This is a genomic window from Paracoccus sanguinis (assembly GCF_900106665.1).
Classification (GTDB): domain Bacteria; phylum Pseudomonadota; class Alphaproteobacteria; order Rhodobacterales; family Rhodobacteraceae; genus Paracoccus; species Paracoccus panacisoli.
This window is the reverse complement of the sequence record NZ_FNNA01000003.1, coordinates 171,348-183,159: the sequence shown is the minus strand read 5'-3', so window position 1 is coordinate 183,159 and position 11,812 is coordinate 171,348. Positions and strand designations below refer to the sequence as shown.

Below are 11,812 nucleotides of genomic sequence, written 5' to 3'. Positions count from 1 at the left end.
CTTATCATATTCTCGTGATCCTGCCTACCGCCGCCGCGGCCGGAGCAGCACCCCGAGCGCGCCGAGTGCGATGAGCACCGGCCCGGTCCACTCGAGCACGGTGTTGGCGCGCAGCCCCATAACCGGCAGCCGCAGAAGCCCGTCCACGTGGTGGAAGCCGACGGCGCGAATCATCACGAACCCCGCCACCACCGCGACCCCGACGGCAGCCAGCCCGGTCCGCGCCAGCGTCCCGGAGAGGAGCCGCAGCATCCCGACGAGCAGCCACAGCGCCAGCAGGGCCAGCGCGGCGAGGAAGCCAAGCTGCACCCAGCGCCGGTTCTCGTACCACCCCTGCGCCATCGCCAGGCAGCGGCCAGAGGCCGTCAGCGCCGATTGCAGGTCGAGCTGCTTGTTGACCGCGAGGAGCAGCAGCAGCACCCCGGTCAGCCGCCAGAACCACCGCTCGCGCGCGGCCCCCGCCCCTGAGCCCGAGGCCGCCAGCGCCAGTGCCGCAGCGACGAGATAGACCAGCACCGTGGCCCAACCCTGCCAGGTCGGGTCGCCGATGCCCGGCTGCCAGTCGTGCGTCATGCAGGTCCACATCGCCCGACCCTCCGCTTGCCCCGGGTTTCACGGATCCTCTCATGGAAACGCCCCGCCTGCACCCGCGCCGGCGACGAAACTGTCCGCAAAGACCAGCGCGATGGCGATCCCCGCCAGCCCGGCGAGAACGTCGTGCAGCGGGTCCCAGGCCCCGTGCCGGCGGGCCAGCCAGACCGTCGCCGGATAGGCGAGGATGGTGGCCAGCGCCTGCCCGGCCAGCGCCCCGGGCAGGCCGTGGGTGTGAAGCCCCAGCCAGAACAGCCCGAGGAACAGCACCGCCCGGATCAGGGTCAGCACGAAGAACCGGCGCGAATCGCCCGCCGCCAGCGCCGACTGGTCGTAGCTGAGCAGGATGATCTGCGGGATCGTGGCACAGGCGATCATTCGCACCAGCCCGCCCGCCTCGGCATAGCGGTCGTCGTAGAGGAACCCGACCAGCCACGGCCCCAGCGCCGCCATCACCGCGAGCGTCAGCAGGAACCCGGCGGTCAGCGCCATGCGGATGCGGCGCACCCGCAGGAAGTTCTCGCGGCTCTCGCCCGGTGGCGATTCCCGGTAGACCGGGATCATCAGCCGCCAGATCACCGTGATCCCCATCTGCAGCGCGAAGCTCGCGAGGAAAAAGGCGATGTTGTAGAGGCCCAGCGCGGCAAGGCTCAGGTACTTGCCGAGGATCATCTTGTCGCCCTGCGACAGCGCGAAGCCGACGATGGTGCTGGGGAAGATCCACTTGCCGAAGCCCAGGATCTCTTCCGCGGCCGAGCGGTCGTAGCGCAGCCGGTTGACGTGGCCGGGCAGCATCCGGTCGGCCATCACCTTCTTGACCACCGCGCCGATGACGAGCGCGATGACCAGCGCCCAAGCCGAGCGCATCGCCGCCGCCAGCGCGATGGTGATGAGGATCGTGACGACCTGTGAGCCGAGCTCGAGCCGGGTCAGCCGGCCGAGGTCGAGATGCCGGTTGGCCTGCTCGATCCGGGTCGGCAGCAGCCCCCAGATCACCGAGGTGAAGCCAGCGACCGGCAGGTACCAGGCGAGCTCGGGCACCTCGTAGAAGCGCGCCGCCGGCCAGGCGAGCACGCAGCAGCCCAGCCACAGCCCGATGCCGCGGATGAACTGCAGCGTGTAGGCGGTGTCGAGGAACCTCGGGTCGTCGCCGCGCCGGCTTTGCAGCACCGCTGGCCCGATGCCGACGTCCGACAGGTTGTTGAGCCCCTGGATCACCACCATGATCAGCGTCATCACCCCGAAGATCTCGGGGAAGAGCAGGCGCGTCAGCACCAGGTTCGAGGCGAGCCGGATCCCCTGCGAGCCGAACACCCCGATCACCGTCCACGCCGAGCCGCGGGCCGCGCGGTGCAGCAATCCCTCGCCATGGCGCAGGTTTCTCAGGCGGGTCCGCATCGTCAGTGCAGCGCCGCGGACACGGCGGGCGATTGCAGGTCGGGCATCTCGGCGGGTGCGGGCGCCGGGGTGGCGCTGCCGTCCGCGGCGCCAGCGGGGGGGTGGTGGCGCACGATGATGTCGGCCACCCGCAGGGCGTTGGCGACGATGGTGAGGCTCGGGTTCACCCCGGTCGAGGTGGGCATGAACGAGGCATCCGCGACGTAGAGGTTGTCGATCCCGTGCGCGCGGCAGTCGCGGTCGAGCACGCCCTGCGCCGGATCGTCCGAGAACCGCAGCGTGCCGCAGGGGTGGGCGAGGTTCAGCTCGGGCTGGAACGACAGGAACAGCATCCGGATGCCGCGCAGCTGCGCGCGCAGCTTGCGGCGCAGAAGCGCCGAGCGTTGCCGCAGTTCGGCCGGGATCCGATAGGTGAAGGTCAGGGCGTTCGGGTGCGCGGGGTCGTGGGTCACCCGGTTCTCGGGATCGGGCAGATCCTCGACGATGGTGGCGAAGACGCTCGCCTCGCCCAGCAGCGCCGATGCGATGGCTGCGGGGATGCGGATGAACGGCTTGCCGGCGCGAAAGCGGCGCAGCGGCGAGCGGTCGTAGCGCTGCTTCAGCTCGTGCACCACGACGCCGTAGCGCGCCCCCACGCCCAGCGACTGCACGAGCCCCAGCCGCGCGCCGTCGCCGGTGTAGAAATCGCGCAGGCTGATGGTCTTGCGCGGCCCGCGGTGGTCGAGCCCGCGCGGCGCCCAGAGCGCGATCCGCTCGCCGACGTGGAACATGAGGAACCGCCCGGCGAGGCCGCTGTCGTTGGCCAGCCCCTCGGGCCAGTCATCCGAGGCCGAGGCGAGCAGCAGCATGGGTGACGCGAGGGCGCCCGCCGCAAGCACGAACACGCGGGCCTCGATCCGCATCGCCTCGCCGCCGCACTCGACCTCGGCGTGGGTGACGTGGTGGCGGTCGGCGCCGAGGCGGCGGACCACGGCGCCGTCGAGGACCGCCGCCCGGCCGGTGGCCAGCGCCGGCTCGATCCCGGCCGAGCGGCCGTCCATCTTGCAGTCGCGCGGGCAGCTGCAGCCGACGCATTCGCGGCAGCCGTCGCCGCCGCGGATGGCAAGGTGGGTGCGGTAGGGGTGCAGGCCCGCGGCGCGCATGCGCTCGACCAGGACGGCCTCGGCCGGCGACAGGACCGGCGGGTCGCGCAGCGGCGGCAGCGGCTCGGGGCGCAGCGGATCGGGCGTGCCCGACAGCGCCATCAGCGCCTGCGCGCGGTCGAACCACGGGGTGAAGGCGTCGTAGCCCACCGGCCAGCCGCCGGTCGGATGCGGCATCGTCGGGGTCGGCTCGAGGTCGTGGCGCTCGGGCCGCTCGAGGGCTGCGGCGTAATAGACCGAGGTGCCGCCGAGGCCGGTTCCCTGCAACGGATAGCCGTCGCAACTGCGGCCATCGACGGTGCCGCGCAGCCGCTCGGGCCAGCAGTCGTGGGCGCTGCGCACCTCGGGGTCGTCGTCGGTGCAGTCGAGCGTGTCACCGGCGCGGCGAGGGTGGCCGCGCCCGCGCTCGATGAACAACACCGACAGCCCGGCCTCGGCCAGCATCCGGCCGCAGAGGCCGCCGCCGAGACCGGCGCCGATGATCGCCACGTCCCAGACCGGCTGCCCCGCGGGCGGGACCGGGACGGCCGGGGGGGTGAGGGTCGGGGCGTTCACGACAGCACCACCCGCAGAGGGGCCGCGCGCCCCGTCGCGGCGGGGGTGGATGCGGGGCCTGCGGCCTCCTGCCGGCGCACCGCCCATCCGGCGAGCGACCCGGCGCAGACCCAGCTCAGCGAGGTGAGCGTGGCGTTCGGCAGCAGATCGACGAGGTTCGCGGCCAGGATCAGCGCCAGCCCCGCCGCCGGCAGGTCCGAGGCCGAGGGCCGCCGCCACGCCGCCCGCGCCGCCCGCAGGACCGACCCCGACAGCAGGCCGAACATCCACGCGAACCCGAGCAATCCGGCCGACGACATCTGCACGATCCACTTGCCGTCGGTGACGGTCGCGACGCGGCCGGTGAAGGGGTCGACGACGTGGTTGCGGTTCCAGCCGCCCCACCCGGTCCACGGCTTCTCCGCCGCGCGGGCGAGCAGCATGTCCTCGTTCGTCATCCGGAAGCCGAAGGACTGGCCGCGTTCGGGCGAGATGTCATGGGCGAGGTCTGTGATCGCGCGGACCGGCAGCACCTCGACCCACCGCAGAAGCGGGTAGGACAGCACGACCACGGCCAGCAGCGCCGCCACCGCGAACTGCAGGCGCACCGGCGCCAGCAGCACCAGCGGCACCAGCAGCAGCGCATAGATCAGCGCCGCCATGCTCTTGCAGAGCACCAGCACCACCAGCAGGAAGACGAGAAGCGCGGCCCGCGCGCCGCGACCGGGACGGCGCACGGCCGGGTCGCGCAGCCGCACCGCCGCGGCAAGGACCGCCATGCAGGCGAACAGCGCGACCCACAGCCCGTGCGACAGGAACACCATCGGGCGGAACCCGCCGTAGCGCATCATCTGCCCGAAATCATGGGCGAAGAACCCGTAGATCCAGACGTTGAGCTGCGGGCTGAGCCGGATCTCGAGCAGCATCGGCCAGGCATAGGCGAACCCCGCGAGGACAAGCGCCGCGAGCCACGACCTGAGGGCCGCGGGCGACGACAGGACGAGGTAGCCGAGGACGAAGGGCGTCAGCTCGAGCACCGCGCCCATCGCCCCGGTGATCCCGTCATAGGGGGTCATGCCGGGGCGGAAGTTGCTGCCCACGGTCAGCGGCTCGGGATTGGCGAGCGCGGTCAGCATCGGCGCGCTCACGGCCAGAAGCAGCATCGCCTTGATCCAGAGCGGCATCCGCGGGGCCTCGGCGCCCGCGCCGGTCCCGAGCACCGCCACCCCCACCAGCGCCGACACGGCGGCGATGGTGTTCTTGTCCATCGCCGGCAGCATCGGCAGGTCGATCGCCACCACCGGCGGCAGCAGCAGATAGCCGCCGAGCAGCGTCCAGATCACCGCCTGCACCCGGTCGAGGCGCGAGAACATCACCCCCGCCGCGACCGGCCACAGTGTCAGCACGATGAACGCAAGCGGCGAATGCAACCGCGACCTCATTAAAAACCTGAGCCGAGATTAGGGGCGGCAAGGGGTTCCGGCAATCCTGCCTTAAAAGACAGTGTGCCCGCGGCCCGCGACGTGGCATCACTGAGGGGGTTATTGCCGGCGGCGCGGGCCGTCCGGGCGTTGAGCGCCGGGGCCATCCGCGTCATCATCACTTTGTTGGTTTCGGGTATTGTTGCAGGTGTCGAAGTGACGATGGAACGCCCCGCCGACGGGATGCGGCAGCGCCCCGCGGCGTCTCGCACCGCCCCGCGCCCGGAGGCAGAGGCGCAGAGCCGCAGCACGGCCGGGACCGGGGCGCCCAACCCCTCCGGTGTGCCGGCAGCGCCGTCCCCCATCAGCCCGCCCTCGTCCTCACCGGCGGAAACTTCGGCCCCGGCAGACCCCTCGCGACGGGCCACGGCGCCCTCGGCCGTTCGACCGTCCTTCCTCAGCGGCCCCCAGATGTCGCGCCCCGCGGGTCAGCCCCTTGCCGACCCGTCACGGCTCGACGGCGCGCCCCCCCGCGACGCCGCATGGGCGGCGCTGCCTGCGCTCGGATGGCCGCACCGCACGCTGCTGCGCCTGCGGCTGGCGGGCGGGCCCCCCGACCACCCCGGGCTGGCCGCCGTGGCGCCCTATGACGTGCTGCGCACCCGCTCGATCCAGGCGATGGCCGCGGCCGGCTGGTCGCGGATCGGCGTCACCGGCACCGGCCGCGGCCCCGCGGCGCCCGCGGTGGCGCTGAACCTCGCCCTGTCGGTCGCGCGGCGCGCCGATCAGCGGGTGGCGCTCGTCGACCTCGACCTCGACCGCCAGCCGGTGCTGGGGTTGCTTGGCCACGCCCTGCCGCCCCCCAACGGCGTCCTGCACTGGAGCCGCGCGCGCCTGGGCGAGAACCTCGCCCTCGCCAGCTTCACCGCCCCGCCAGGGCGCAGCGCCGAGACGCTGCTGTCGGCCCAGTTCCAGGCCCGCCTGGCCGAGATGGTCGAAAGTCTTGCCCCCGACCTCACCATCCTGCACCTGCCGCCGATCCTGATGGCCGACGCCGGGATGGCGGCGCTCGACCTCGCCGAGACGGTGCTGCTTGCCGTCGATGGCACCAGCGACACCGCCGCGCGCATCCGCGCGGCCGAGGGGTTCGTGGTGGCCCGCCGCCCGCTGCTCGGGCTTTTCCTCTACGACGGCGAGGTCTGACATGGGCCCGATCACCGGCCTGGCCGAGTTCCTGTCGATGCTGACCCGCCGCGCGCCGGTGATGGCCGCGGTGCTGGTCGCGGGCATCGTCGGGACGCTGAGCTATGTCACCGCCATGCCGCGGACCTATCAGGCCAGCACCGTGATCCAGATCCTGCCCTCGGTGATCGGCGGCGGGACCGAGGCGCAGGTGTCCGAGGCGCCGGCGCGGCTGCGGCTCATCGAGCAGCAGGTGATGTCACGCCAGAACGTCACCGACATGATCGCGCGCTTCCACCTCTTCGAGGACCGCCCGGAACTCACCAGCAGCGAGCAGCTGTGGCGCTTCCGCCAGGACGTGCGGATCGACCTGATCCCCTCGGCCGGCGGCGCACAGTCGCCCGATGCCGGGGTCTCGGCGCTGATGCTGACCGCCAACGCCGGCGATCCGGCGGTGGCCGCGGCGCTGGCCAACGACATCGCCAACCAGATCGTGACCGGCAACAGCGAGGTCGTCTCTCGCCGCCTCGCCAACCTCGTCTCGGCCCTCGACGTCGAAAGCCGCCGGGTCGAGGCCGAGGCTGCGCAGGTGCAGGCCAAGATCGACGACATCCGCCGGCGCGAAACCGACGCCCTGCCCGAGAACCTCGAGGTGCTGCAGGCCGAGATGACGACGCTGCGCGGCCAGCGCGTCGCCACCACGCGCAGCATCCAGACGCTCGAGCGCGAGCGGCTGACGTTGCAGGTCAGCGAAGGCAGCGGCTCGGGCAGCGGCACGGTGACCGTCGCCGACCAGATCGGCCGGTTGCGGGTCGAGCTGGCGCAGGCCCGCCGGCGGCTGGGCGAGAGCCACCCCGAGGTGCGCCGCCTCGAGACCGCCATCGGTGAGCTGCAAGGCGGCGGGGTGCAGAACCTCGACCCGGCGGTGCGCCAGCAGATCGCGCTGATCGACGAGCAGCTCGGCTCGATGGAGGATGAGCGCAGCGTCCTCGACGCCCGGCTCGAGGCGATCGACACCGCCATCGCCCATATCCCCGAGGTGGCCGAGCGGCTTGACGCGCTCACCCGGCAGATGCGCGAGATCGAGATCCAGCGCGATGCGGTGGCCGCACGGGTCGCCGCCGCGCGGCTCGACCGCGAGCTGGTCGCGGGTGAGCACGGCGAGCGGATGGTGGTGCTCGAGAACGCCGAGGTGCCCGACAACCCCCTGTCCTCGAGCCGCCGCCGGGTGGCCGTGTTGGGCCTTGCGGCAAGCATCGGCGCGGCGCTGCTGGCGGGGTTCCTGCTGGAACTGGCGCGCCCTGTCCTGCGCACGCCCCGGCAGCTGCGCCACGCGCTCGGCGTCAGCGCCATCGCGGCGGCGGGGCGGGTGCAGATGCCCGCCGACCGGATGGCGGGCAGCGTGCGGCTGGCGCTGACGCTCCTCATCCTCGCAGCGGGCGCGTGGTACTCCTGGACGCTGGTCGCCCCGGCCCTTGCGCCGGCGGCGGCCTGAGCCGCCGTTGGTCGCGTCGCCCGGGCCCGCGCCGCGCGCCGGTGGCGGGCGCGTGGTGGCCGTGGCCATCGGCCGCAACGAGGGCGAGCGGCTGGTCCGCTGCATCGCCTCGCTCAAGGCGCAACCAGACCTTGCGCGGGTGATCTACGTCGATTCCGGCTCGACCGACGGCAGCGCCGCCCGCGCCGCCGGGATGGGGGCCGAGGTGGTGGCGCTGGACCTGAGCCGGCCCTTCACCGCCGCAAGGGCGCGCAACGCCGGCGCCGCGGCCGCCGCGCGGGAGGGGGCGCCCGCCTTCGTTCAGTTCGTCGATGGCGATTGCGAGGTCGCGCCGGGGTGGATCGCGCAGGGCCTCGCCGCCCTCGACGCCGACCCGCGCCTCGGCGTGGTGGCCGGCCGGCGGCGCGAGCGGGCGCCTGACGCGACGCTCTACAACGCCGCCTGCGACGCCGAATGGGACACCCCCGTCGGCCCCACCCGCGCGGTCGGCGGTGACATGCTGGTGCGCTGGCCGGCCCTCGCGGCGGCGGGGTTCTTCCGCGAAAGCCTGATCGCGGGGGAGGAGCCGGAGCTGTGCCTGCGCCTCGCCCGCGCCGGCTGGGGGATCGCGCGCCTCGACGCCGAGATGACCCGGCACGACGCGGACATGCACCGTCTGTGGCAGTGGTGGCGGCGCAGCCGGCGGGCCGGTCACGCCTTTGCCGAGGTGTCGTGGCTGCACCGCGCCGGCCCCGAGCGGATCTGGCAGCGCGAGACGCGCCGGGCGGTCGGCTGGGCCGCGCTCCCGGTGGTCGCCGCAGGCGCGGGGGTGGTGACGCCCTGGGCCTGGCTGGCGCTGGCGGCGCTGCCCGCGCAGGTCGTCCGCATCGCCCGGCGTGACCCACGCCCGCACCGCCGCTGGGGGCGCGCGGTCCTCACCGTGGCGGGCAAGCTGCCCGAGGCGGTGGGCGTGGCCGAGTTCCACCTGCGCCGGCTGGGGGGCCGGGGTCGCGCCCGGCTGATCGAATACAAATGATCCCGCTCAGCATCATCATCCCGGCCAGCAACGAAGCCGCCTATATCGACGCCTGCCTCGGCGCGCTGGCCGCGCAGGACGACGCCGGCGCGGTTCAGGTGATCGTGGTGGCGAACGGCTGCACCGACGCCACTGCGGCACGGGCCCGTGCCCACGCGCCGCGCTTCGCCGCACGGGGCTGGGGCTTCCGGGTCGAGGAGCGCGCGGCGGGCGGGAAGATCGGGGCGCTGAACCACGGCGACGGCTGCGCGCAGCACCCGGCGCGGCTCTATCTCGACGCCGACATCCGCATGGGGCAGGGGCTGCTGGCCGGTCTCGCCCGGGCGCTCGACGACCCGCGCCCGCGGCTCGCCGGCGGTCGGCTGGTCGTGGCGCCGGCCACGAGCCGCCTCAGCCGGGCCTATGGCCGCTTCTGGTCGCGGTTGCCGTTCATGACCGAGGGCGTGACCGCGGCGGGGCTGTTTGCGGTGAACGGCCCGGGCCGGGCGCGCTGGGGCGCTTTCCCCGAGGTGATCTCGGACGACAGCTTCGTGCGGTTGCAGTTCGCGCCGGACGAGCGGCTGCGGGTCAACATCCCCTACGCCTGGCCGCTCAGCGAGGGCTTCGCGCGGCTGGTCCGGGTCCGCCGGCGCCAGGATGCGGGGGTGGCCGAGATCGCCGCGCGCTTCCCCGAGCTGATGGCGCAGAGCGGCCCGGTCCGTCCGGGTCGGGCGCAGCTCGCACGGCTGGCGGCGGCCGACCCGGTGGGCTTCGCCGCTTACTCCGCCGTGGCGCTCGCGGTGCGGCTGGGCGCCGCGCGCGGTGGCGCCGCCGGGTGGGCGCGCGGGCGCTAGTCCGTGCCGCGCGTCTCGGCGTGGGTGCGATAGGCGGCGACCGTCTCGTCGGCGAGCCGTTGCAGCGTCGCGGCGAGTTCGGGCGAGGGGGTCTGGAACGTCCCGCCGTGGGCATCAGTCAGCCGCCGCGGCAGGCCCTCGGCCGGCTGTCCGGTGATGGTCGCGTAATGGATCAGCGCGACGTAATACATCCCGAGGTCGTTCGGGTGGATGTCATCCGAAAAGAAGTCCTGGATCCGCGTCGCGCCCGGAACCTTCCCATCGGCCAGCGCATCGTAGAGCCGCGCCATGCCCTGCCCGGCCGGGATGAGCCGCATCGGCGGCGCCTTGCCGGCCCGCGGGCGGTTGACGTCGTCCACGATCGCCTCCCACACCGGCAGGTCGAGGTCGAGGCGCTCGCGCCAGGGCAGGTGCCCCTTGTCGTCCCAGGGAATCTCGCGGCCGGTGCCGCTGTCGATGTTGTGCCACGTCTCGTAGAGATAGGTCTGGGTCTGCGGGTTCGCCTTGACCGCCAGATCGACCCAGCGGCCGGCATAGCGCGCCGGATCGTGCCAGCGCAGCGTCGGGTCAAGCGGTACGCGCTCAGTCAGCACCAGCACATCGACCGGCGCCTTGCGCAACAGCGCGCGCCCATCCTCGCCCTCGGCCTTGCGCGAGTCCTTCCACGCCGATTCGAGCGGGGCGCCGTTGATGATCTGATAATGGACCTCGGCCTCGAGCAGATCGTCCATCATGGTCGGCAGAGTTGGGCTGATAAGGCTGTGGCCGACGAACAGCACCGAGGCGATTTCGCGCAACATCTGATCCATGGTTCCTCGTTTCAACTGACGGCTGTATTTCGCAATTCAATTGAAATGCGATTTGCAGCGGGCGGCCCGCGGGGCAGGCCTTCACCCAATCGTTAAAATTTTACCAACCAGTTGATATTACGATCTTCTGGGAATTTTTTCCACCAGAGAAGCCAATGAATACCTGCCTTTATGGACAATGGGACAGATTTTTATACCGTGGGTGACCGTATGACGTATGATACCAGCAGTTAGCGATGGAAGACCCTTATGTTGTCGCAACCGCGTATCCAGTACCCTGTTTCCAAGATCGTTCACGGCCCCCGGTCCAAGGCGCTCGATGAGCCCTATGCCCGGATTGCGAAGCGCCCGCTCGACGTGACGAGTGTGCTGCTGTCGGCGCCGATCGTCGTTCCGCTGGTCCTGATCCTGGTCGTCTGCATCATGCTGCGGGGCGGGCGGCCGTTCTACACCCAGATGCGCGTCGGCCGGTCCGGCCGCCCGTTCCGGATGTGGAAGCTGCGCACGATGGTCGCCGATGCCGACGCCCGGCTCGCGGCGCATCTGGCCCGCGATCCCGACGCCCGCGCCGAGTGGGAGACGACCCAGAAGCTCAAGCGCGATCCGCGCATCACCCCGTTCGGACGTTTCCTGCGCAAGTCGTCGCTGGACGAATTGCCGCAGCTCTGGAACGTGCTGATCGGCGACATGAGCATCGTCGGCCCGCGGCCCATGATGCTGAACCAGGCCGTTCTGTACCCGGGGTCGGACTATTACGACATGCGCCCGGGCGTGACCGGCCTGTGGCAGATCTCGGATCGCAACGACAGCAGCTTCGCCCAGCGGGCGACGTTCGACGCGGAGTACGCGCGCAACCTGTCGCTCGCCAGCGATCTGGCGATCCTGAAGCGCACGGTCAGCGCCGTGCTCCGCTGCACAGGATACTAAGCGCAGAGGGGCGCCGGACGTTTTAGCCGCGACTGGTAGGCGACGGCCGGCCGGATCGACGTGATTCCCCTGCGCTGCGCCGATTCAGGGCTTCGGTTTAACCGTCTCGGCGGCCTCGATGGCGTCGGAACAGGCGGCGGTGCGTATCGCGATGACCAGTACCGCGATCACGCCGACGACCGAATAGACCAGCAGGCCCACGAGCGGGCGGACGCCGAGCATAAGGATGCTGCCAGCCGCACTCGCCACCGCCAGAGCCATGCCCAGCAGGAGCGTGCCAACCATGCCCTTGCCCCTCCCGTGTCTCAAATCACCCGCCACCCTCTGAGTATGCGCGCCCCGGCGCTTATCCGGAACGATCGATTCGGTGCGTTGGTTCATCGTCCGTAAAATTGCCTAAAAATCCGTTAACCCCGGCGAGATTCCGCCGGGAGGTGGAAAAGCTGACGGGAAACATCGATACTG

11 protein-coding genes are annotated in these 11,812 nt (G+C 71.9%); 5 read left to right on the top strand and 6 right to left on the bottom strand.

Annotation, left to right across the window (positions count from 1 at the left end):
* Window positions 1–24 precede the first annotated feature (24 nt).
* The 4 genes from BLW17_RS12055 to BLW17_RS12040 are packed head-to-tail and all read right to left on the bottom strand — an operon-like array spanning window position 25 to window position 5,095.
* A complete protein-coding gene (locus BLW17_RS12055) occupies window positions 25–573 on the bottom strand; it encodes a hypothetical protein (protein WP_231572788.1) in 549 nt (182 codons plus the stop codon).
* A gap of 51 nt (window positions 574–624) precedes the next feature.
* Complete coding sequence (locus BLW17_RS12050) at window positions 625–1,989, bottom strand: oligosaccharide flippase family protein (protein ID WP_036702534.1); 1,365 nt, start codon at window positions 1,987–1,989, stop codon at window positions 625–627.
* A 2-nt stretch (window positions 1,990–1,991) separates the two neighbouring features.
* Entirely contained in the window at window positions 1,992–3,686 is a 1,695-nt protein-coding gene (locus BLW17_RS12045; protein WP_074826697.1) for a GMC oxidoreductase, read from the bottom strand.
* The gene (locus BLW17_RS12040; protein WP_052176411.1) at window positions 3,683–5,095 is read right to left on the bottom strand and encodes a hypothetical protein; all 1,413 of its coding nucleotides are present in this window, start codon (window positions 5,093–5,095) and stop codon (window positions 3,683–3,685) included. The genes BLW17_RS12045 and BLW17_RS12040 overlap by 4 nt, the downstream gene beginning before the upstream one ends.
* 462 nt (window positions 5,096–5,557) lie before the next feature.
* On the opposite strand from BLW17_RS12040, the gene BLW17_RS12035 reads away from it, so the two are divergent.
* The 4 genes from BLW17_RS12035 to BLW17_RS12020 are packed head-to-tail and all read left to right on the top strand — an operon-like array spanning window position 5,558 to window position 9,611.
* Entirely contained in the window at window positions 5,558–6,289 is a 732-nt protein-coding gene (locus BLW17_RS12035) for a P-loop NTPase family protein (RefSeq protein WP_036733942.1), read from the top strand.
* 1 nt (window position 6,290) lies between these two features.
* Window positions 6,291–7,763 carry a GumC family protein gene (locus BLW17_RS12030; protein WP_036733944.1) on the top strand — a complete coding sequence of 491 codons (1,473 nt, stop codon included), beginning with the start codon at window positions 6,291–6,293 and terminating at the stop codon, window positions 7,761–7,763.
* Between the two features lie 7 nt (window positions 7,764–7,770).
* Window positions 7,771–8,778 carry a glycosyltransferase family 2 protein gene (locus BLW17_RS12025; RefSeq protein WP_052176412.1) on the top strand — a complete coding sequence of 336 codons (1,008 nt, stop codon included), beginning with the start codon at window positions 7,771–7,773 and terminating at the stop codon, window positions 8,776–8,778.
* Window positions 8,775–9,611, top strand: a complete 837-nt coding sequence (locus BLW17_RS12020; protein WP_036733946.1) for a glycosyltransferase family 2 protein — start codon at window positions 8,775–8,777, stop codon at window positions 9,609–9,611. The genes BLW17_RS12025 and BLW17_RS12020 overlap by 4 nt, the downstream gene beginning before the upstream one ends.
* On the opposite strand, the gene BLW17_RS12015 is transcribed toward BLW17_RS12020, so the two are convergent.
* Entirely contained in the window at window positions 9,608–10,411 is an 804-nt protein-coding gene (locus tag BLW17_RS12015; protein WP_244507331.1) for a hypothetical protein, read from the bottom strand. The two genes, BLW17_RS12020 and BLW17_RS12015, sit on opposite strands and share 4 nt — an antisense overlap.
* A gap of 258 nt (window positions 10,412–10,669) precedes the next feature.
* Here BLW17_RS12015 and BLW17_RS12010 point away from each other — a divergent pair, with 258 nt between their 5' ends.
* Entirely contained in the window at window positions 10,670–11,347 is a 678-nt protein-coding gene (locus BLW17_RS12010) for a sugar transferase (protein WP_036733950.1), read from the top strand.
* An 84-nt stretch (window positions 11,348–11,431) separates the two neighbouring features.
* Here the strand turns inward: BLW17_RS12010 and BLW17_RS12005 are convergent, their stop codons facing one another.
* Window positions 11,432–11,728 carry a hypothetical protein gene (locus BLW17_RS12005; protein ID WP_211656938.1) on the bottom strand — a complete coding sequence of 99 codons (297 nt, stop codon included), beginning with the start codon at window positions 11,726–11,728 and terminating at the stop codon, window positions 11,432–11,434.
* Window positions 11,729–11,812: the final 84 nt, after the last annotated feature.